The following is a 22,256-nucleotide window of genomic DNA, read 5'->3' as shown; positions in this document are numbered from 1 at the left end:
ATTAAGGCTAAGAACCGACCTGCATCGCGTGGTATTTTGATGCTCTTTATTTTACCTGAAGTTGGCGCATAAGGACCTCAACCATCTTTTGTGCCTCAGAAGCATCAAGCCGTCCGTGCTGCAACAAAAACTCTGCGACATCTCTGTCTGTGTACCGGCCCGTAACTATGTCATCGCGCAAGATCAACTTTTGGCGCGCAAATTCGGCGGCGTTGTCGTGGCAAATAATGCATTTTTCTTGGAATAGACGGCCAGATTCTTGGATGAACTCAAACTGTTCTATCAGCACATTGATTTCTTCGTCTGACAACTCGCCGTGTCCTGCCTTCAGATAATCAATGACGGGACGACCAGAAGCTTTTCCGACAATGCCGCTTTCTGACACAATCAATTTTTCGGAGACAAAATCTCCTGCATGCGGCAGGTGACAAGACGCGCAATTCTCTTCGTAGATCAAATGGGGATTCGCCCTCTGGGCAGTTGAGGGAACTGCCCAAACTATAATACTGATTGCTATACCAATTTGGATAAATCCGTTCATGTCAGAAGCGCCTAAGTAGTGGACAATCCATTGTCAGAGTAGGTGAACTAAAAGTCTCGATCCTTGACAAGTGTCAACTTATAAGCAGGTTGGCGCTTTCTCGGCAGGTTTGGGCTCAGAGCAAGCTTTCGTCTCCTATCACGAATTGGGTGTACGATTGAGCGCGTTGTCTGGTCAGGCCCAGTTAGGCCCACTATCACAACCCGTACAACGATCCAAACTTTTGCTCCAGATACTCCAACAGTGGTTCTGGACCCGGTTCCATTCCACTTGCGCGTTGGATGATCTCGCGTGGGGCGAAAAGGCCGCCGTGGCGTTGGAGGTTTTCGCGCAGCCAACCGGTGGCGCCCGACGTGTCACCCTCGGCCAGTTGAGTATCCAGATCGGGCAGCGCGGATCGCAGAGCCTGATTCAGGCATCCGGCATAGACATTGCCCAGCGAGTAGGTCGGGAAATACCCGAACAGACCGACGGACCAATGGACATCCTGCAGACACCCGTTCGAGGGCTTATCAACCGCATAGCCGAAATCGGCCTTGAACCGGTCATTCCATGCACCCTCAAGGTCTCTGACCTGCAGATCGCCGCTCATCAACGCACGCTCAAGATCAAAGCGCAGCATGATGTGCAGGTTGTACTGCACCTCATCCGCCTCGGTGCGGATATAGCCGTTATGGACCCGGTTGACCGTGGCATAGAACGCATCGGCATCGGCGACGCCGAAACTGCCAAAAGCCTCGACCATCTGGCCAAACAGCCAGCCAGTATAGGCGCGTGATCGACCCAGTTGGTTTTCGTAAATCCGGCTCTGGCTTTCGTGCACGCCCATCGACACGCCCTGCCCCAGCGGGGTCAAAAGGTAGGCTGGGTCGATGCCCTGTTCATAGGCGGCGTGGCCGACCTCGTGAATGGTTGAATAGAAACAGTTGAACGGATCGGTCTCGCTGGTGCGCGTGGTGATCCGCACGTCCAATCCGCTGCCCGAGCTGAACGGGTGAACGGCCTTGTCGACCCGGCCAGTGTTCAGGTCGTAACCGAATCCGGTGGCCAGCTTCTGTGACAGTTGCATCTGGGTCGCTGCGTCAAACGTCCCAGTCAGGGCGGCCGGTCCGGGTTGGTCCAGTACGGCTGCTCGCAATGCCACCAGACGCGGACGCATCTGGTCAAAGATCGCAGCGATCTGAGTGCCGGTCGTATAGGGCTCGTAATCTTCAACCATGGCGTCATAGACATCACCGCCCTGTGCCAGGGCCTGACCTTCCTGACGTTTGAGCGCCACAACCTCTTCCAACACGGGCAAAAAGGCCGCCACATCCTCATCGGCGCGCGCCTGTGCCCATGTGCCCTGCGCGGCTGAGGTAACGCGTGCGATGGTCTTGGCCAAATCGGCGGGCACTTTCACGGTCCGCTCATAGGACCGGCGTATCTCGCGCAGTTGCGCGCGGGCGACATCGTCCTGCGGCTCGGCCTGCTCCAGCCACTCTGCCACACACGGATCAGACCGTCGGGCATGCAAAACAGCTTCGATCGCGGCCATTTCTTCTGCGCGCTGCGGCGCTGCGCCGCGCGGCATCACTGTTTCCTGATCCCATCCCAGACGCCCGGCAATCTGACCAAGGGCCGAGATTTCACGTTGGAAGGCCATCAGTTCATCATAGGCAGTCATCTGGGTCAGGCTCCGCGGATCGAAGTTGCGATGGGATAGGCTGTCAGGAAGCGCGCACGCAGGATCAGAGTCCACACGATCACGGCCATGAACTGGTGGAAAATGGCGATCTGCCATGGGGCCGCGTAGATCACGGTCATGATCCCGACAACCACCTGCAGCGACAAGGCTGCGAACATCGTGTTGAAGGCAAAGCGCGTTTGCGGATGCGCACTGGAATTGCCACGCCGCCAGACAACGATGGCAAAGATGAACAGCAGATAACCCGCGCAACGATGGATGAACTGCACAAGCCCGGGGCTTTCGAAAAAGTTCCGCCACATCGGTTCCAGTATCGCCGCGTCCGGCGGGAAAATCTGCCCGCCGATCAATGGCCAGTCGGTATAAGACCGCCCAGCGTCGATACCTGCGACAAGTGCACCGATGAGTATCTGTAGGAATGCGAAATGCATCAGGCCGGTAGACAGGGAAAACAGTTTGGCCTCTTTCGCCCGGCGGGCCTGCATCAGGTCACGCTCATCCCGGCCAAGTTCGAACATATACCAGGCGAGGAAACCCAAGATCACAAAGGCCAGACCCAGATGGATCGCCAGGCGATAGCTGGCAACGGCGATCATCCCCTCGCCCTGTGTTACGCCGGACGCAACCATCCACCAGCCAACCGCTCCCTGAATCCCACCCAAAGCACCTGGGATCATCAGCTTGCCGGTCCAGCCTGTTGGTATCTTGCGGGCAATAAGGAACCCGAAAAAGCCAAGTGCCCATACCAGCCCGATCACACGGCCCAGCTGCCGGTGGCCCCATTCCCACCAATAGATGGACTTGAAATCCGCAAGCTCCATCCACTGGTTCTGGATGCGCCACTGGTCGATTTGCTTGTACTTGTCGAATTCGGCCTGCCAGTCGGTCTCGGTCATCGGCGGGACAGCCCCGGTGAGCGGGCGCCATTCGGTGATCGACAGCCCGCTATCGGTCAGGCGGGTCAGCCCACCCACCGCAATCATCACAACCACAAGTGCAAACAGGATCATCAGCCAGGCCCGGATGGCCTTGCGCGCGCCGCCACGGCCCCGGTCAATCATACCAGGCTGAACCGCTTGTTGTTTTTCAGAGTCTGAGACCTCTTCGAAGATGCTGCGCTTGCCGCTCATGCGTTCCTCATGTGTCTTGAATTTCGTTGCAAGCTAGGACCACCATGGGACGAGGTCCAGCCTTACCCTTTGTCTTTCCAACGGACCATCTGACGCATGACCCCGTGCAACATCTGCACATCCGCCCGCGTCATTCGCATCCGTGACCACAGATTGCGCAGATTGGTCTTCATGCTTTCGGCCTTTTCGGGGGGGTAAAAGAACCCCGCCTCTTCCAGCCGGTCTTCATAATGTTCGACCAGTTTTTCGACCTCGATGCCTGTGGCCCAGTCGCCTTTGCCCAGATCGGTTGCCTCATGCACGACGTCGCCTGTCTGACGCATCCACTCATAGGCGGTCAGCAACACGCATTGTCCAAGGTTCAATGAGGCATATTCCGGATTCACCGGGACCGAGATGATGGCATTGGCCTTGGCGATATCCTCATTCTCAAGCCCTGCCCGTTCCGGGCCGAACAGCACGGCGACTTTTTCGCCCGCAGCGACCTTTTCGGCCGCGATCTGCATAGCCCGTTCGGGGCTGAAGACCGGCTTGGTCAACCCGCGCTGGCGGGCCGTGGTGGCAAAGACATAGGTGCTGTCGGAGAGTGCGCCAGCCAGATCATCAAACAGCTGCGCCTCATCCAGCAGACGGCCCGCCCCACTGGACATGGCCACCGCCTTGGGGTTTGGCCAGCCATCACGTGGGGCCACGATCCGCATCCGGTCCAGCCCGAAATTCCACATCGCTCGCGCGGCGGCACCGATGTTTTCACCCATCTGCGGGCGCACGAGTACAAATGAGGGCTGGGATTTGTCGCTGGGCATGGTTGTCTCCGAAAACTGCGCCTGCTGTAATCGTCGCGCCAACGCAGGGCAAGCCATTGGCGGCGCCAATTCTGCCTGAAACAGGCATAAAAGTTTGCTTCCGGCCCGCAATCCGCTAAACCGCGCAAAAGACTTAAAGCTAAGGACGCGCCGATGGACACCCCCGAGCAGCCGCAGATTTACCTGATCACCCCGCCGACCATCACGTTGAGCACGTTCCCTGACCAACTGGCCCGCGTTCTGGACAGCACCGAAATCGCCTGTATCCGACTGGCCCTTGCGGGAAATGACGAGGATACGATTGCCCGTGCCGCTGATGCCTGCCGCGAGGTGGCACATACACGGGACGTGGCGCTGGTGATTTCCAACCACGTCCTGTTGGCGCAGCGTCTGGGTCTGGATGGGGTGCATCTGGATGATGGCGCGCGCTCGGTCCGGTATGTGCGTAAGGAATTGGGTGCCGATGCCATTGTCGGCTGCTTCTGCGGCACCTCCAGCCATGACGGCATGTCGGCTGGTGAGGCCGGGACGGATTATGTGGCCTTTGGCCCGGTTGGTACGTCCTCTTTGGGTGACGGAACCGTGGCCGAGCACGATCTGTTCCAGTGGTGGTCCGAGATGATCGAAGTGCCGGTTGTGGCAGAAGGTGGCCTGACCCCCGAATTGATCCGCGACCTCAGCCCCTTCACCGATTTCTTTGGCATCGGGGATGAGATCTGGTCACAGGATAACCCGGCCGCTGGACTGAACGACCTGATCACCGCCATGGGCTGAGCAGGATGTGAGCGTTAACCCTTGCACCCACGCCGGGGCTGCGGCATGACGTCGACATGACTCAGAACAGCGAAATTCTTTGTATCGGTTCTGTCCTGTGGGACGTGATCGGACGTTCTGCCAGCGCCATGCGGCAGGGGTCGGACGTGCCCGGGCGGATCACCCGCCTGCCCGGTGGCGTGGCGATGAACATTGCCATGACGCTGGTGCGGTTTGGCATGACGCCCACCCTGTTGACCGCTATTGGCCGCGATCCCGAAGGGGATGAGCTGGTCAATGCCTGCGCCCGGCTAGGGATGGTAACGGATCACATCTATCGCTCGCAGGACCTGCCGACCGACCGATATATGGCTGTCGAGGGCGCCAATGGGTTGATTGCCGCGATTGCGGACGCCCATTCACTTGAGGCTGCAGGGGCAAAAATTCTGAAACCCCTGATGCAACGCCCATTAGGCACAGAGACCATGCCATTCGATGGTCCTGTTGCTTTGGATGGCAACCTGACGCTGTCGCTTTTGGAAGAAATCGCGCAAAGCCCAGCCTTCGCCGGGGCCGACCTGCGCGTGGCACCGGCCTCACCCGGCAAGGCCGATCGCCTGCTGCCTTTCCTCAAACATGCCCGCGCGACGCTTTATGTGAACCTCGAAGAAGCTGGCATCCTGTGCCAGCGCGAATTCGCGGATTCGGCAAGCGCCGCCAAGGGGCTGCTAGATCGCGGCGCGCTGCGCGTGCTGGTGACTGATGGCGGCAGTTCGGCAACCGTTGCCAGCGCTGAGGAAATCTTGACCCAAAAACCCCCATCCGTTCTAGTCACCCGTGTGACCGGCGCGGGTGATACATTCATGGCGGCGCATATCGCATCCGAGGCCACCGGTGCCCCAAGCGATGAGGCCCTGTCACGTGCCCTGCATGCCGCCGCAACTTACGTTTCCGGAGAAACCCCACTGTGATCAACATTCAATATTCTGCCGAGGTCCGCGCCGCCAAAGACGCAGGCCAACCTATCGTTGCGCTGGAAAGCACGATCATCACCCACGGTATGCCCTACCCGCAGAACATCGAGGTTGCGGCACAGGTTGAACAAGACATTCGAGAGGCGGGCGCGGTGCCAGCCACCATGGCGGTGATCAATGGTACGCTTCACGTCGGTCTGGAAACCGAAGAGTTGAAAGCACTGGGCCAAGCGCATGGGGTCGCCAAACTGTCCCGTGCCGATATGGCCGCCTGCATGGCAACCGGTGGGACCGGTGCAACAACGGTCGCCGCAACCATGATCGCCGCCCATCACGCCGGGATCGACGTTTTTGCCACCGGCGGTATTGGAGGCGTCCACCAAGGGGCTGAAACCTCGTTCGATATCTCTGCTGACCTGCACGAATTGGCCCATACCCCGGTCACGGTTGTTGCCGCAGGCGCCAAAGCCATCCTCGATCTGGCCAAGACGCTTGAGGTTCTGGAAACACTGGGCGTTCCGGTCATTGCCTATGGCCAGGACGAATTTCCGGCCTTCTGGTCGGCAAAATCCCCGCTGGCAGCCCCTCTGCGCATGGACAGTGCGGAAGACATCGCGCACGCACATGCGACCAGACGCGCGCTTGGCCTGCCCGGCGGCCAACTTGTCGCCAATCCGATCCCGGAGGCCGATCAGATCCCATCCGAGGAACTGGCCCCGATCATCGCCTCGGCACAGGCGGATGCAGATGTGCATCGGATCAGCGGTAAAGGGGTCACACCCTACCTGTTGCAACGGATTTATGAGCAGACCGAAGGTCGTTCTCTGACCGCCAATATCGCATTGGTCCGCAACAATGCCCGCCTGGCAGCCGGGATCGCCCGCGCCCTGTCCGCCAAGGCGGATTAACATATAGCTATTGTACCAAGGCCAAGGACTGCTTAACTAAATTCGCAAGCCACTCAGGACCGTAATGAACACTCCTTTTGACGAAGAACCCAACCGACAGCCCGGCCTGTTCTCACGGCTGCGCGCGTCCTTTCTGACGGGCATCGTCGTTATTGCGCCGGTGTGGTTGACGATCTGGCTGATCTGGTCTGTTGTCGGCTGGATCGACAGTGCGGTCCTGCCGCTGGTTCCCCACCAATTCCAGCCTGAACAATATGTTGGCATCAACCTGCGCGGTGTAGGTGTCATCTTTTTTCTGGTGTTCACCGTCGTGGTTGGCTGGGTTGCCAAGGGCATCCTGGGCCGATCCTTTATCTCGTTCACCGAAAGCCTGGTGAACAGGATGCCGGTCATCCGGTCCATCTATTCAGGCATCAAGCAGATTTCCGAGACCGTCTTTGCCCAGACTGAACGGTCATTTGAAAAAGCCTGTCTGGTTCAATATCCGCGCCGTGGCATCTGGGCCATCGGGTTCGTCTCGACCACCGCCAAGGGAGAAGTCAACGAACGCGCAGAAGCGGGTGGCGATCTGTACAGCGTGTTCATTCCGACGACACCCAACCCGACATCGGGGTTCCTGCTGTTCTTTCCGATCGAGGACGTCATCCTATTGGACATGTCGATCGAAGATGCCGCCAAGCTGGTGATTTCGGCCGGTCTTGTTTACCCGAACGACAAAGACCCGACCCAGCCACCAGAGTGACTATCCAAACATTTCCGGCAGATTGACCGTGCTGCGTGCACCCAGATCGGCCTTGTGATCTGTCAAAAACTGATCAGCTGCATTGCGGCCAGCTTCTTTGAGCTTATGCAGGACCACAGGGTTGGGCACTGTCTTGGTCGCGACCGAGAGGTCATTCATCAACGCGTCATCGGCAATCATGTGAACCAGAACACGGCTCATTTCGCCCGCTTTCAGCTTGCCATCTTCCAGCAAGCGCTGAACGAAGCTTATGGCCCTCAGTTCCCGAAACAGCGATGAGTTAAAGCCAATCTCATTGATCCGGTTCTGAATCTGCTGCGGCGTCTTGGGGATTTCTTCCCGTTCCAGAGGGTTGATGTTTACGATCACCACGTCCTCGGGCAGATCGGAATTGAACAAGGGATACAGAGCTGGATTACCGGTATATCCGCCATCCCAGTAAGCCTCGGTCCGGCCCGATTTTGGATCGAATATCTCGACCGCCTGAAACAGGGTTGGCAAACAGGCGGAAGCAAGGATGGCCTCAGTCGACAGCTCATTCCCTGTGAACACCCGTATCTTTCCGCTGCGCACGCATGTCGCGCAGACATACAGACGCGGACCTTCGGCAGCGCATATTTCATCGAAATCAAAGCGCTCAACCACGGGCTGCAAGGGGTTACGGTAGAACGGCCCATAGGCATAAGGCGAAACCAATCGCGACCAGGCGTCGCCTACAGCAAACGGCAGCGAATTTTCGATGGACTGTGCGATATGTGAGGGCTCAAACGCACGCATCCAGTTGGTCAGGTTCGTATCGTCGACGGCCCCCATACGAGCCCAGAGCGCATCAAGATTGGCGCGCGCGCCCTCCCGGCCGCCCCGTACCATGCCAGACTTATAGGCCGCACCGTTCAGTGCACCTGCCGATGTTCCGGTGATCGCCGCGACTTCGATATCATCTTCGTCCAGCAGACGATCCAGCACACCCCAAGTGAACGCGCCGTGCGCGCCGCCGCCCTGCAAAGCCAGATTGATACGTATCACTGCCCTACTCCCCAAGGCTCAGAGCGCGGTCCACCCGCCATCAACTGAAATCGTCGTGCCGGTGATCTGCGCCGCCGCATCCGAGCACAGAAAGATCGTCGTACCGCCCAGTTGTTCGACCGTAGCGAATTCTTTCGAAGGTTGCCGCTTTAGCAGGACATTCTTCACGACATCCTCACGGCTCATATCGTATTCTTTCATCGTATTGGGTATCTGCTCTTCGACCAGCGGCGTCAGCACATATCCCGGGCAAATCGCATTACAGGTAATCGGCTCTTGTGCGGTCTCGAGGGCTACGGTTTTGGTCATCCCGACAACACCGTGCTTGGCCGCGATATAGGCGGCTTTGAAAGGCGATGCCGTCAACCCATGGGCCGATGCAATATTCACCACCCGTCCCCAGCCCGCCTTGCGCATCATCGGCAACGCGGCGGCAGTGGTGTGAAAGGCCGAGTTCATGTTGATCGCAATGATCGCGTCCCATTTGTCGGTTGGAAACTGATCAATCGGCGCCACATGCTGAATGCCGGCATTGTTGACCAGGATATCGCAGGCTCCAGCCTTTTCGATCAGCGCCCGACACTCGTCACCCTTGGACATGTCCGCTTTGAAATAGCGCGCGTTGGTTCCGGTTTCCTGCCCGATCTCTGCGGCCAGAGCATGATCTTCGTCGCGGTCAGTAAACGAATTCAGCACCACATCCGCCCCGGCTTTGGCCAGCTCGCGGGCGATGCCCAGCCCGATGCCCGAATTCGATCCTGTGATGATTGCTGTTTTGCCTGAAAGACTCATGGGTGCTCTCCGTCAGATTCCGTGTTGACGGCACAGTGCCATGCTGCACCTGCAAAGAAAACGGGGAAAGATTGGGGGCGCTGTATCAGCGAAAATCGCACAAAAAAACGCCCGCACGAAGCGGGCGTTAAGTTATTGAGGCAGGTTTCATACAGGCAAGAAACCTATCGAGCAGTACGCCCTTTATAAGCAATTCTACGCCTTCGTCCAAGCTAAAAGTTTGATAATATGAAAAATCATGGCTACGGTGAATCCCAACAAAATAAGGCCAGAGCAGGATTGTTTCCAAAATGAGCCCCGATTTCCTTCGCCCCGTTCGCCCTATGATCGCGGGAATCGTTAGTGTTTTTGCCGTTGCAGCAGCCCATGCAGAATCGACCCATGGCATAGCTATGTATGGCGACCCTGCCCTACCACCGGATTTTGTGTCGCTACCCTATGTCAACGCTGATGCACCCAAAGGCGGCAAAGTCGTATTTGGAAATACCGGCGGCTATAACAGCCTTAACCCGTTTGTGCAAAAAGGCACGTCACCCTGGCAGTTGCGATTTTGGACCCATGAAAGCCTGATGGGGCGTTCCTGGGACGAACCTTTCACTCTTTACGGGTTGTTAGCCGAATCAGTTGAGACGGCTCCAGACCGATCCTGGGTCGAATTTACCCTGCGAGAGAATGCCCGATTCTCGGATGGGTCACCAGTCACTGTCGAGGATGTCATATGGTCATATGAGACTTTGGGAACCGAAGGGCATCTGAGATATCGCGGCCTTTGGGGAAAGATCGACAGTATCGAACAAACCGGACCGCGTTCCGTCCGCATCACGTTTAACGACCCCGACCGCGAGCTTGCGTTGATCGCCGGGATGCGCCCGATCCTTCAGAAGGCACAGTGGGAGGGTAAAGACTTTGCCGACGCGCCGCTGCAAGACATCCCCTTGGGGTCTGGACCATATGTCATCGACGGGTACGAAGCCGGACGGTATGTGAACCTGCGTCGCAATCCGGATTACTGGGGCGCTGACATTCCGTTTCGGCGCGGCACCATGAATCTGGATGAGATGCGGATCGAGTTCTACGGGGATGGCACAGTCGCATTCGAGGCCTTCAAAGCAGGCGAGCTCTCAGCCGTGCGCGAGTTTAACGCCGATAAGTGGAACAACCAGTATGACTTCCCCGCGGTACAGCGCGGCGATGTGCTGAAAACCGAAATCCCGCATCGCAAGCCTTCGGGCATGACCGGATTTGTCATGAATACGCGCAAGCCACCCTTCGATGATTGGCGCGTGCGCGAGGCTCTGACTCTGGCTTTCAATTTCGAATTCATCAACGACACCGTCACCGGAAGCGCGCAACCGCGGATAACCTCGTATTTCTCGGGCTCGGATCTGGCGATGCAACCCGGTACTGCCACCGGTCAGGTGGCTGAACTGCTGCAGCCGTACGCCGATACACTGTTGCCCGGTACGCTGGAAGGTTACGAGCTGCCGGTAGGTGACGGTTCGGAACGCAACAGGGCCAATCTGCGCAAGGCAACCAAGCTTCTGCAAGAGGCTGGCTGGACAGTTCAGGATGGCGTGTTGCGAAACGCAGATGGCGAAGCGTTCATCGTTGACATGGTCATCAGCCAGGGCAGCCTCAACGTTGTCCAGAATGTCGGAACGATCGCCGAAATCTATGCGCGTACGCTTGAACGGCTTGGCATCGAGCTTACAGTCGAAAAAATCGACGACGCACAATACACCTCTCGGATGGATGCGCATGATTTTGACATGACCCCATTTCGCCGGGCTCTTTCCCTGTCGCCGGGTAACGAACAACGCCTGTATTGGGGCAGTGAAAATGCTGACACGGCAGGAACACGTAACCTGATGGGGGTTCAGTCGCCAGCAGTGGACGGTTTGATCGATACGATGCTGGCCTCTGAAAGCCACGAAGATTTCGTGTCTGCGACCCGCGCGCTGGATCGCGTTCTAACCGCTGGCCGGTATGTCATCCCGATCTGGAGCTTTGACGTCGGCCGGATTGCACATGCGCGTGAGCTGAAACAGCCGGAAACCCTGCCCATATACGGTGACGGGCCGGAATACATGCCGCAGGTCTGGTGGTACGAGGAATAGCGCCTCAAAAGAGGCGGCCCCGTCCTTTCCTAATTGCTAACTGTCCGTGCCAATCTCGTTCCAGAGGATCGCAACCGCTGCAGATGTGATGCAATAAGACCCGTTCGGCGTTTGCTGTGTGGGTCTCATACCCTTCGGCGGATTCTGGCACAGACCCGCAGTACCACGACATGCAGGTAAAGGCTGTGGGCATTCCGCTATAAATTGATGCGATCCCTAGTTTCAGACAAATTTGAAAAATTTCAACAAGGGGCTTTACGTAACGGGTTCGAAAGATATAGCCTGCGACTAGTACAAATGTATCCAATTTGAATTACGCCAAACATTACCGACACATAGCTGTGTTACAACATCAGGAACAGTATTTTCGGACCAGCCTCCACTCACTCAAAACTATTTGGTCCGTAGGCCCGTCTCAGATTTCCTGTGGCGGGCCTAACTGATTTAAACTTCGCACGCTCAAGGTGCGACATTTTGCCATAGCCCTACCTGCAAACACCATTCGTACCCTGAATTCAGGGCCGAGCAGATCTGTAGCCAGACAAACAGAAAGCCCAATTGATGTTTAAGTGGAACGATCTGACGCAAGATTGGAATGAAATGTACGCCCGTGCAAAACGGCGGTTTCCCAATTTGCGCGACCGAGACATGGATGCGGTCGGGCGCGACCGTGCGCAATTCGAGGCTTATCTGGCCGAACGCCATCATCTGACGGTGAACGAGGCACATGAAGAGCTTGAGGATTTCCTGTTCACCGAAGCGCTAACCCGTGAAGTCACCAAACATCTAGGTAAGTGACGTCACCCACAGGATCATCGCGTCTTCTTCACTGACCGAAACGACATTATGCCCCATGCTGCCGTCGTAATAGGCGCTGTCACCGCGGCGCATTTCGACGGGTTCGTAGAACTCGGTATACAGGCGAACGACACCCGTCAGCACGTACAGGAATTCTTCGCCATCGTGGCGGACCCACCCGTCAAACTCATCCATCGACCGGGCACGTACACGGGCGCGATAGGGCAGCATCTGCTTTTTCGTAAGCGTCTCAGCCAGCAGTTCGTGCTCGTATGTTGTGGTTGCGTGGCTGGTGCCTTGCCCCATCCGGGTCACGGCCATACGCCCGATCACCTGCTCGCGCTGTGGCGGCGTGAACAGCTGCGGAACAGAGATTTCCAGCCCGATCGCCAGTTTCTTCAGCGCATCGTATGTAGGCGACATCTGCCCGTTTTCGATTTTGCTGAGCGTTGAACGCGCCAATCCCGCCTGATTGGCCGCTTGTTCCAAAGTCCAGTTTCGCGCCTTGCGCAATTCACGCACACGGACGCCAAGGTCCAGCGGTTCAACCTCTGTATGCTCGCCCGAGTTTCGGGCAATTCGGATCAGAGATGTCTGCTCTTTGGTTCTCATGGGCCACTCTATAGGGCCAGCCTGTCCCGCTTGCAACGCAGCAGTTGCCGCGTTAGCCAGACGCCATGCTTTCCCTGTTCGATCAAGGCCCGCCCAAGGCCTGCCCCACCCCCTTCAATCTGGCCGCGCATGTGTTGCGTCAAGCAGATCGCAATGGCGACAAGATTGCCTTGTCCGTACTTGGCGCAACATCGGCACAGAACTGGAGCTTTGCTGCGTTGAAACGCGCGATCCTTGCAACCGGTACAGGTCTGCTGCGGGCCGGTTTGAAACCGGGCGATCTGGTCTTGATGCGTTTGGGGAACACGGTTGATTTCCCAATAACCTATCTGGGTGCAATCGCGGTCGGCATTGTACCCGTGCCGACATCGTCACAGCTGACACAGCCAGAAACGGCAAAGATCATCCAAGATCTGAAGCCCGCCGCCATATTGCGCGATCCCGATATCGCCAGCGCGGATCACCCGAACCAAATATCTTTGAGCCAACTGCGCGAGATGCGCGATCTACCTCTGGCCGAGTTTCGGATGGGCGACCCCGAAGACATGGCTTATGTGGTCTATACGTCTGGCACCTCGGGCAAGCCACGGGCCGTTGCACATGCCCATCGTGCAATTTGGGCGCGGCAGATGATGGTGGATGGGTGGTACGGCCTGCAGGAAACGGATCGATTGTGCCATGCAGGTGCGTTCAACTGGACCTATACGTTGGGGACAGGACTGATGGATCCCTGGACCATTGGCGCGACAGCGCTGATACCGGAGCCCGGCACCGATCTGTCGACCCTACCCGATATGCTGCGCAATCACCGTGCCACGATTTTTGCTGCAGCTCCTGGCGTGTTTCGGAAAATTTTGAACGAAGCAAACGATCTGCACCTTCCCGATCTGAGGCACGGCCTTTGCGCTGGTGAAAAACTCTCACGGCATCTGCACCAGAAATGGACACGGATCACCGGGCGCGAGTTGTATGAAGCTTTTGGAATGTCCGAATGCTCGACCTTCATCTCTTCAAGCCCGGCCTATCCGGCACGTGGCGATGCACTGGGGCAACCACAACCGGGGCGGCGTGTGGCAATTCTGGGTCCAGACGGGCCGGTTCCACAGGGGAAAGAAGGGACCATCGCCATCCACCGATCAGACCCCGGCCTAATGCTGACCTATCTCAACGCGCCGGACGAAGCGCAGGCCAGGATGCAGGGCGAGTGGTTTCTGACCGGCGATCAGGGTGTAATGGCAGTTGATGGTCAGATCACCTATCTTGGCCGAGACGATGATATGATGAATGCAGGCGGCTACCGGGTCTCACCGATCGAGGTCGAGGCCACATTGTCCCGATATCCCGGCATCACGCAGGTCGGCGCGGCCACAGTTGAGGTCAAGCAGGACAGTTTTGTCATAGTGGCATTCTATACCGGGCCGGAAAAGCTGGACGAGGACGCCCTGCGCGCCTATGTCGAGACAAATCTGGCGCGCTATAAGCAACCGCGCGCCTTTATCCATCTGCCTCAGCTGCCAACAGGCGGCAATAGCAAACTTTTGCGCCGGGCGCTGCCGGCCTATTTCAAGGCGACCAATACATGACCCAGACCGTCAAGCTCGACATCATGTCTGACCCGATCTGCCCCTGGTGCTATATTGGCAAGACTCATCTGGACAAGGCGTTGGCCGCGACTCCGGATCATCCATTCATCATTGAATGGCACCCCTTTCAGCTGAACCCCGATATGCCGGTCGAAGGCATGGATCGGCGCGAATACTTGGAGCGCAAATTCGGCGGAAAAGACGGAGCCATCCGTGCGTATGCCCCGGTGGTCGAGCATGCCGAAAATGCAGGGTTGGGCATCGACTTTGAGGGGATGAAGCGCACCCCGAACACGCTGGATGCTCATCGGCTGATCCACTGGGCCGGAATCGAAAACAAGCAGAACGCTATAGTTGATGCCCTGTTTCAGGCCTATTTTGTACAGGGTCGCGATATCGGCGACCACGAGGTTCTGGCGGATATTGCCGACAGTCAGGGGATGGACGCCGCCGTCGTCATGAAGCTGCTGAAATCCGATGCCGACCGCTCCGACATCGGCAACCGTGACGCGCATTCCCGGCAGATGGGTGTGACGTCGGTACCGACTTTTATCGTTGCCAACCAACATGCTGTCCCCGGCGCGCAACCACCGGAAATGTGGGAACGCGTGATCGGTGAAATCATGTCTCAAATCGAGGCTTCTCCTGCAAAATAGCACAGCCTCCTGTGCATTCTGACCACTGGCCGTGCCCAATCCGCTGTGATAGCGCGAACGGGTCAGGAGAGCCCCATGAGTAATCGCATGCCGCGCGGAGAATTCGTCGCTTTGATCGCAATGATGTTTGCGACAATCGCGTTTTCTATCGACTCGATGCTGCCCGCCCTACCGCAGATTAGCGCGCAACTCAGCCCAGGTGATGCAAACAAGGCGCAGTTGATCCTGACCTCATTTGTGCTGGGCATGGGGATCGGCACCTTTTTCACCGGCCCTCTGTCGGATGCATTCGGGCGCAAGCCGGTAATTTACATCGGCTCTGCGCTGTATATCCTGTCTGCCGCAGTTGCCTGGGCCACCTCCTCGCTTGAGATGCTGTTGATTGCGCGCATCTTTCAAGGCATCGGCAGCGCGGCCCCACGCGTGGTAGCCATGGCCATTATCCGTGACCTTTATTCCGGCCGTGAGATGGCCCGCATCGTCTCGATTGCCATGATGATCTTTACGCTGGTTCCCGCAATCGCGCCCATGATGGGTGCCGGGGTGATCGCTCTGGCCGGGTGGCGTGGCATCTTCGCTTCGTTCATGTTGTTCTCTTTGATCACCATCACGTGGATGGGCCTGCGTCTGAGCGAACCTCTGGCACCCGAAAATCGCCGCCCCCTGCGCCTGCCGCTTATGATTGATGCAGCGCGGCAGATGTTTGCACACCCGACTGTGCGGGTTTCGATCATGGTGCAAACGCTTTGCCTTGGGATGCTGTTCACCATGCTGACGATGGTACAACCTGTTTATGACATCATCTACGACAGAGCAGACAGTTTCCCATTCTGGTTTGGTTTCGTTGCTCTGATGGCTGGCTCGGCCAGTTTGTTGAACGCGACTTTGGTCATCCGATTGGGGATGCGCCGGATTGTAACCTGGACTTTGGGCGCACAGATCGTCTTTACATGTTTTGTCATGGTAATGAATGGTCTGGACCTTTCTGATGGCGCCTCATTTGCGCTTTTCGTCAGTTGGCAGACTGCCGTGTTCTTCATGGCCGGTATGACGATGGGCAACCTGAATGCCATCGCGATGGAGCCGATGGGCCATATTGCGGGCATGGCAGCGTCAGTCATAGGCGCGGTATCAACCGTTCTGGCCGCTGCAGTGGCAGCCCCCTTGGGACAGTTGTTTGACGGATCGATCCTGCCCTTGGCAATAGGTGTCCTGACCATGTGCACGATGGGGTTCGGCCTGATGCTGTATATGGGCCGGATAGAAGACAGATTGCCCGCCTGATCTGTGCAGAGCGCGTGAAACACGTTATCCTCCCCTTGTTTCGAGGGGAGATATTCAATGAGCGATTACTACGATCTGGGCACGCATTCCTGTCCGGTAAGCACCTCTTCGCCCGATGCGCAACTGTGGTTCGACCGGGGGCTGGTCTGGACCTATGGCTATAACCACGAAGAGGCCGTCGTCTGTTTTCAGCGCGCGCTAGAGCATGACCCGAACTGCGCCATGGCCCATTGGGGCGTCGCCTATGCGGCGGGGCCGAATTACAACATGCCCTGGGACCTGCACGATGACGCGGGCCGGCAAAAGGCGCTGACGCTGGCCTATGATGCGACGCAGCTGGCCATGTCTCTTGCGGGCGAATGTACGCCGGTTGAACAAGCGTTGATCCGCGCGCTTCCCGCCCGCTACCCCCAGCGCGAAGCCATTGACGACATGCACAACTGGGATCACGATTTTGCCGATGCCATGCGCGCAGCGTTTGCATCGCAGCCCGCTCATCTGGACCTGCGCTCGATCTATGTAGAGTCGCTGATGAACCTGACCCCCTGGCAGATGTGGGACCTGCAGTCAGGCCAACCCGCAAAGGGGGCCGCCACTGTCGAAGCGCAACAAGCGCTGGAAGCGGCGATGGCGAATGACCCGGCAGCGATGACCCACCCCGGTCTGCTGCACTTGTATGTTCACCTGATGGAAATGTCGCCCACCCCGGAAAAGGCGCTGAAGGCCGGGGACATCCTGCGGACGCTGGTGCCCGATGCGGGGCATCTGGTGCATATGCCAACCCATATCGACGTGCTGTGCGGCCATTACCAGAACGTCGTCCACTGGAACCAAAAAGCCGTTGAGGCCGACCTGAAATATTACGAACGCGAAGGCGCGTTCAACATCTACACCGGCTACCGCCAGCACAATTATCACTTTGTCATATATGGCGCCCTATTTCTGGGACAGATGGAACCTGCTCTGCGGGCCAATCAGGGATTGTGGGACACCACCCCCGAAGACATGCTGCGCATAGAAAGCCCGCCCATGGCGGATTTCTTCGAAAGTTACATGTCAATGGGGCCGCATATCCTCATCCGGTTTGGCCGTTGGGAAGAGGCAATGGCGCTTGAGCTGCCCTCGGACCCCGATCTGTACTGCACTCTCACGGCAACCACGCATTATGCCCGGGCCATTGCTTTTGCTGCCACTGGGCAGGTCAGCGAAGCCGAAGCCGAAGAGCAGTTGTTCCTCGCTGCCAAGGCCCGCGTGCCAGAATCGCGATTGCTGCACAATAACCGCGTGATCGACCTGCTGGACATTGCCCGCGAAATGCTGCGTGGCGAAATCGAGTATCGCATGGAAAACTACGATGCGGCCTACGCCCATCTGCGCCGCTCGGTCGAACTGGACGACACATTGCCCTATGACGAGCCATGGGGATGGATGCAGCCCACTCGTCACGCGTTGGGTGCATTGCTGTTCGAACAAGGGCATACCGCCGAAGCCGAGGCCATATACCGCGAGGATTTGGGGGTGGGCGATACGCTCAGCCGAGCCTCTGTCCATCCTGACAATGTCTGGAGCCTCAAGGGCCTGCATGACTGCCTGAAGGCGCGCGGTGAGACGGTTGAGATTGTGCAGATCAGACAACGGCTGGATTTGGCTTTGGCTCGTGCGGACCGGGCTGTTGGGGCGTCCTGTTTCTGTGCTCAAGCCGCCATGAGGGCCGCCGAATGAGGTACGCCCTACTGTTTGCTTTGCTCTGCAGCCCGGCGCTGGCGGATCGACAATCCTTTCCGCCCGTCGACGAGGCCGAGCGGGATGCCACCCTCGTCTCGTTCCGGGCAAACCTGCTGAACATGGTAGCCGAGCGCGACATCGAAGGCGTGCTGTCTGTTGCCTGCCCGGATATTTACCTTAGCCACGGCGGCAATGGCGGCCCGGACGAGCTGCGCGAGTATCTTACTCCCGGACCGGAAACGTCAGAGCAAGATGATGATGACAGGGAAAAGGTCGTTGAAACCTTTTGGTCCGATCTGGAAAACACCCTGACACAGCCTGGCTATTTCAACGAAGACGGCGAGTTCTGGATGCCCCACCAATGGCAGCTCACCCTACCCGCTTCGCTGGATCCGGCGTTGGCCTATTTTGTGACCGCTCAGGATGTAACTCTGCGCAACGCACCAAACCGAGGCGCGGCGATACTGGACCTCATCAGCTATGAGGTCGTCATCATCCGCGACTTCTCCCCCATCGCGCAGTACCAGAGGGTTCTGCTGACAGACGGCGGCCAGGGCTATATGCACAGCGATTTCCTGTGGCCCATGACCGGGTTCCGGGCTGCATTGGCGCAATCCGACGCGGGCGACTGGCAGCTGTGCACCTTTGTCAGCGGTGACTAGGCTTTGGCCTTTTTCTTTTCGGCCACAAGTTTTTCCGCCAGATCGCGGGCGATGGCAAAGGCCCCCTTGATCTTGTCGCTGTCCTTCTTCCAATCGCGGCGCACGACGATCTTGTTATCCTTGACCTTGGCCAACCCGCGCTGGTTCTGGATGAACTCGACCAGCCCCTGAGGCGAGGCAAATTTGTCGTTGTGAAACTGGATCGTCGCGCCTTTGGGCCCGCCATCTAGCTTTGCAATCCCCGCCCGTTTGCACATCGCCTTGATGCGCACGACCAGCATCAGGGTGTTGACCTCTTTCGGCAGCGTGCCAAAGCGGTCTATTAATTCAGCCGCGAAGCCTTCCAATTCCACCTTGGTCGACAGCGACGACAAACGGCGATACAGGCCCAGGCGGACATCCAGATCGGGCACATAACCCTCGGGGATCAAGACCGGGACGCCAAGATTGATCTGCGGCGCCCATTGGTCATCTGCATCCGACAGGCCTTCCATCTCACCGGCCTTGATCTTGGCAATCGCCTCTTCCAGCATCGACTGGTAGAGTTCATAGCCCACATCGCGCATTTGGCCCGACTGTTCCTCGCCCAACAGGTTACCCGCCCCTCGAATATCAAGGTCCTGAGACGCCAACGTGAACCCCGCCCCCAGCGTGTCGAGCGAGCCCAGAACGCGCAGGCGTTTTTCGGCCGTGGCAGTCAGACGGGCGCGCGGTTTTGTTGTCAGATAGGCATAGGCGCGGGTTTTCGACCGCCCGACCCTGCCGCGGATCTGATAGAGCTGCGCCAGCCCGAACATATCCGCCCGGTGCACAACCATCGTATTTGAAGTCGGGATATCCAGCCCGCTTTCCACAATCGTGGTGGCCAGCAAGACATCGTATTTCCCGTCGTAGAACGCATTCATCCGATCGTCGAGTTCCCCCGCCGCCATCTGCCCATGCGCCACCATATAAGTCAGCTCGGGCAGTTGCTCTTTCAGGAATTCCTCTATCTCGGGTAGGTCCGAGATGCGCGGGACGACATAGAAACTCTGCCCACCACGGTAATGTTCACGCAGCAGGGCTTCGCGGATCGTGACCGCGTCGAACTCACTGACATAGGTGCGGATCGCCAGCCGGTCGATGGGAGGTGTGCCGATGATCGACAGGTCACGCACGCCGGTCAGGGACAGTTGCAGCGTTCGTGGAATCGGCGTCGCGGTCAGGGTCAGGACGTGGATATCGCTACGCAGCTGTTTCAGACGCTCCTTGTGGCCAACACCGAAATGCTGTTCCTCGTCGATGATCAGCAGACCCAGATTGTTGAACCGAATCCCTTTTGCAAGCAAGGCATGGGTGCCGATCACAATATCCACCGTGCCGCGCGCCAACCCGTCACGGGTCTGTTGCGCCTCTTTGGCCGAGATGAAGCGGGACAGCTGCCGCACCTCAAGCGGGAAGCCCCGGAAGCGATCCTTGAAGCTGGCCGCGTGCTGACGCGCCAACAGCGTTGTCGGTGCGATCACCGCCACTTGCACGCCCGACATTGCGGCAACGAAAGCGGCACGCATTGCGACCTCGGTCTTGCCAAAGCCCACGTCGCCACAAATCAGACGATCCATCGGCGCGCCAGAATGCATGTCTTCCATGACCTCACCGATTGCGCGCAGCTGATCGTCAGTTTCCTGATAGGGAAAGCGCGCGCTGAACTCCTCCCACGCGTGCGGAGGCGGGTCCATGATCGGGGCCTTGCGCAAGGCCCGTTCGGCAGCGATGCGGATCAGCTTATCCGCCATCTCGCGAATGCGCTCTTTCAGCTTGGCCTTCTTGGCCTGCCACGCGCCGCCGCCCAATCTGTCCAGCAGACCCTCATCATGACCGTATCGCGACAGCAGTTCGATATTTTCGACCGGCAGGTACAGTTTGGATTGTTCTGCGTATTCCAGCAGCAGACATTCATGGGCGGCACCGGCCGCCGTCACGACCTCCATCCCCAGATAGCGCCCGATGCCGTGATCCACATGAACCACCAAATCACCCGGGCTAAGGGATTGGGTTTCGGTCAGGAAATTCTCGGCCTTGCGGCGCTTTTTGGGCTGCCGGATCAGCCGGTCGCCCAACACATCCTGTTCGGCGATCACGGTCAGGTCGGGCGTTTCGAACCCGTGCTCCAGCGCCCAGACGGCCAGATGCAGCCCGCGTTTGCCGATGCGCGTACCGTCGGGCACGGGGATCGCCTCGGCAAGGCCTTCATCCTCGATCAGCCCAGTCAGACGTTCGCGGGCCCCTTCGGAATAAGAGGCAATCAGAACCGGCCCCTTGGCCATTTTGTCGGTGATATGGCTGGCCAGTGCTCCGAACAAGCTGATGCTTTCCTGCTGGCGTTCCGGGGCAAAGTTGCGCCCGATCCGACCACCGGCATCGATCACCCCGGGCCCAAGGGCCTGAGGCAATGCATTGAATTGCAGAACGCGCCTATCGCCGACAGCTTGTTCCCAAGCAGTGTCATCCAGATACAGTAGGCCCGGTGGTGTCGGTTTATACACCGTGTCCATGCGCGACCGGTTCTCCAGTGCGAGCCGCCGCGTTTCGTATTGATCGGCAATGGTTTCCCAACGTGCCAAACGCGCAGGCGTGACCTGATCATCCAGCGAGATTGTGGCACCAGGCAGATAATCAAACAGCGTTTCAAGCTTTTCGTGAAAGAACGGCAACCAATGCTCGATGCCTTGATGCTTGCGGCCTGCGCTGACGGCCTCGTACAGGGGATCATCGGTGCCCGCCGCACCAAACTCGATGCGATAATTCTGCCGAAACCGGGTGATGGCGGCGTCATCTAGAATGACCTCGGACACTGGCGCCAGCTCCACAACAGCCAGCTTTTCGGTCGTACGTTGCGACACCGGATCAAACCGACGTGCTCCATCCAGAACATCCCCGAACAGGTCCAGCCGCACCGGCCCGGATTCGCCGGGCGGGAAAATGTCGATGATGCCCCCTCGAACGGCATAGTCGCCGGGCTCCATCACCGTGGGGCTTTGCGTGAAGCCCATGCGCACAAGAAAATTCCGCAACGCGGTTTCATCAATGCGGTGATCGACACGGGCGGTAAACGCCGCCTCTCGCAGCACTGCACGGGCGGGCACGCGTTGGGTTGCGGCGTTCAGAGTTGTCAACAGCACGTATTGCTGCGGCATCTGGTGCACAAGTGCAGCAAGGGTGGCCACACGCGCTGCCGAGATATCCGCATTGGGCGATACCCGATCATATGGCAGACAATCCCAACCTGGGAACACAAATACCGGCATGTCAGGCGCAAAAAAGGCAAGCGCCGCGCGCATCGCCTCTAGCCGTTTGTCATCACGCGCAACATGGCACACCGGCCCGCCCGAGCGCGCCAGCTCATTCAGGACAAGCTGTGCGTCAAACCCTTCGGGGGCGCCGCCAACGATTACTTGGTTCGGACCCGTCATCGCCAAGC

The 22,256-nt window shown here is 58.1% G+C and carries 19 protein-coding genes; 11 read left to right on the top strand and 8 right to left on the bottom strand.

Annotated features, from left to right (window positions below; genetic code table 11):
* Positions 1-46: 46 nt before the first annotated feature.
* The 4 genes from AC2FIZ_RS02215 to AC2FIZ_RS02200 all read right to left on the bottom strand — a co-directional run bounded on the left by AC2FIZ_RS02215 (position 47) and on the right by AC2FIZ_RS02200 (position 4,164).
* Positions 47-541: a hypothetical protein gene (locus AC2FIZ_RS02215; protein WP_271947312.1), complete on the bottom strand. Its 495-nt coding sequence runs from the start codon at positions 539-541 to the stop codon at positions 47-49.
* A gap of 196 nt (positions 542-737) precedes the next feature.
* Positions 738-2,207, bottom strand: a complete 1,470-nt coding sequence (locus AC2FIZ_RS02210; protein ID WP_281994556.1) for a carboxypeptidase M32 — start codon at positions 2,205-2,207, stop codon at positions 738-740.
* Positions 2,208-2,212: 5 nt separating this feature from the next.
* Complete coding sequence (ctaA, locus tag AC2FIZ_RS02205; RefSeq protein WP_281994555.1) at positions 2,213-3,358, bottom strand: heme A synthase; 1,146 nt, start codon at positions 3,356-3,358, stop codon at positions 2,213-2,215.
* A 62-nt stretch (positions 3,359-3,420) separates the two neighbouring features.
* Positions 3,421-4,164, bottom strand: a complete 744-nt coding sequence (locus AC2FIZ_RS02200; protein ID WP_281972025.1) for an RNA methyltransferase — start codon at positions 4,162-4,164, stop codon at positions 3,421-3,423.
* Between the two features lie 153 nt (positions 4,165-4,317).
* Between AC2FIZ_RS02200 and AC2FIZ_RS02195 the strand changes: the two genes are divergently transcribed.
* The 4 genes from AC2FIZ_RS02195 to AC2FIZ_RS02180 all read left to right on the top strand — a co-directional run bounded on the left by AC2FIZ_RS02195 (position 4,318) and on the right by AC2FIZ_RS02180 (position 7,541).
* Positions 4,318-4,938 carry a thiamine phosphate synthase gene (locus tag AC2FIZ_RS02195; RefSeq protein WP_281972024.1) on the top strand — a complete coding sequence of 207 codons (621 nt, stop codon included), beginning with the start codon at positions 4,318-4,320 and terminating at the stop codon, positions 4,936-4,938.
* Positions 4,939-4,994: 56 nt separating this feature from the next.
* The gene (locus AC2FIZ_RS02190) at positions 4,995-5,888 is read left to right on the top strand and encodes a PfkB family carbohydrate kinase (protein ID WP_496790520.1); all 894 of its coding nucleotides are present in this window, start codon (positions 4,995-4,997) and stop codon (positions 5,886-5,888) included.
* Positions 5,885-6,799: a pseudouridine-5'-phosphate glycosidase gene (locus AC2FIZ_RS02185; RefSeq protein WP_271947324.1), complete on the top strand. Its 915-nt coding sequence runs from the start codon at positions 5,885-5,887 to the stop codon at positions 6,797-6,799. The genes AC2FIZ_RS02190 and AC2FIZ_RS02185 overlap by 4 nt, the downstream gene beginning before the upstream one ends.
* 64 nt (positions 6,800-6,863) lie before the next feature.
* The gene (locus AC2FIZ_RS02180) at positions 6,864-7,541 is read left to right on the top strand and encodes a DUF502 domain-containing protein (protein ID WP_142633557.1); all 678 of its coding nucleotides are present in this window, start codon (positions 6,864-6,866) and stop codon (positions 7,539-7,541) included.
* On the opposite strand, the gene AC2FIZ_RS02175 is transcribed toward AC2FIZ_RS02180, so the two are convergent.
* Together AC2FIZ_RS02175 and AC2FIZ_RS02170 are read right to left on the bottom strand one after the other, a co-directional pair.
* Positions 7,542-8,567 (bottom strand): patatin-like phospholipase family protein, encoded by a 1,026-nt coding sequence (locus AC2FIZ_RS02175; protein ID WP_281972022.1) that lies wholly within the window; start codon positions 8,565-8,567, stop codon positions 7,542-7,544.
* Between the two features lie 18 nt (positions 8,568-8,585).
* Positions 8,586-9,359, bottom strand: coding sequence for a 3-hydroxybutyrate dehydrogenase (locus AC2FIZ_RS02170; protein ID WP_496688253.1), 774 nt, complete (start codon positions 9,357-9,359; stop codon positions 8,586-8,588).
* Positions 9,360-9,649: 290 nt separating this feature from the next.
* Here AC2FIZ_RS02170 and AC2FIZ_RS02165 point away from each other — a divergent pair, with 290 nt between their 5' ends.
* On the top strand, positions 9,650-11,476 hold the full coding sequence (locus AC2FIZ_RS02165; RefSeq protein ID WP_281972021.1) for an extracellular solute-binding protein: 1,827 nt from the start codon (positions 9,650-9,652) through the stop codon (positions 11,474-11,476).
* A gap of 561 nt (positions 11,477-12,037) precedes the next feature.
* Positions 12,038-12,274, top strand: a complete 237-nt coding sequence (locus tag AC2FIZ_RS02160) for a hypothetical protein (protein ID WP_142633552.1) — start codon at positions 12,038-12,040, stop codon at positions 12,272-12,274.
* On the opposite strand, the gene AC2FIZ_RS02155 is transcribed toward AC2FIZ_RS02160, so the two are convergent.
* On the bottom strand, positions 12,263-12,886 hold the full coding sequence (locus AC2FIZ_RS02155; protein WP_142633550.1) for a helix-turn-helix domain-containing protein: 624 nt from the start codon (positions 12,884-12,886) through the stop codon (positions 12,263-12,265). The two genes, AC2FIZ_RS02160 and AC2FIZ_RS02155, sit on opposite strands and share 12 nt — an antisense overlap.
* A gap of 65 nt (positions 12,887-12,951) precedes the next feature.
* On the opposite strand from AC2FIZ_RS02155, the gene AC2FIZ_RS02150 reads away from it, so the two are divergent.
* From AC2FIZ_RS02150 to AC2FIZ_RS02130, 5 genes are all read left to right on the top strand, one after another.
* Complete coding sequence (locus tag AC2FIZ_RS02150; protein ID WP_281994554.1) at positions 12,952-14,469, top strand: class I adenylate-forming enzyme family protein; 1,518 nt, start codon at positions 12,952-12,954, stop codon at positions 14,467-14,469.
* Positions 14,466-15,125: a DsbA family oxidoreductase gene (locus AC2FIZ_RS02145; RefSeq protein WP_281994553.1), complete on the top strand. Its 660-nt coding sequence runs from the start codon at positions 14,466-14,468 to the stop codon at positions 15,123-15,125. Before AC2FIZ_RS02150 ends, AC2FIZ_RS02145 begins: the two co-directional genes overlap by 4 nt.
* Positions 15,126-15,200: 75 nt before the next feature.
* On the top strand, positions 15,201-16,409 hold the full coding sequence (locus AC2FIZ_RS02140) for a multidrug effflux MFS transporter (protein ID WP_281994552.1): 1,209 nt from the start codon (positions 15,201-15,203) through the stop codon (positions 16,407-16,409).
* Positions 16,410-16,466: 57 nt separating this feature from the next.
* Positions 16,467-18,131, top strand: a complete 1,665-nt coding sequence (locus AC2FIZ_RS02135) for a hypothetical protein (protein ID WP_282027382.1) — start codon at positions 16,467-16,469, stop codon at positions 18,129-18,131.
* Entirely contained in the window at positions 18,128-18,796 is a 669-nt protein-coding gene (locus AC2FIZ_RS02130; RefSeq protein ID WP_496790519.1) for an SH3 domain-containing protein, read from the top strand. The genes AC2FIZ_RS02135 and AC2FIZ_RS02130 overlap by 4 nt, the downstream gene beginning before the upstream one ends.
* Here the strand turns inward: AC2FIZ_RS02130 and mfd are convergent.
* Entirely contained in the window at positions 18,793-22,248 is a 3,456-nt protein-coding gene (mfd, locus tag AC2FIZ_RS02125) for a transcription-repair coupling factor (RefSeq protein ID WP_496790517.1), read from the bottom strand. The two genes, AC2FIZ_RS02130 and mfd, sit on opposite strands and share 4 nt — an antisense overlap.
* Between the last annotated feature and the right edge of the window lie 8 nt (positions 22,249-22,256).

It is taken from the genome of Ruegeria sp. CDSB022 (assembly GCF_059611145.1).
The sequence above is the reverse complement of the archived record's forward strand: the minus strand, read 5'-3'. Positions and strand labels throughout refer to the sequence as shown.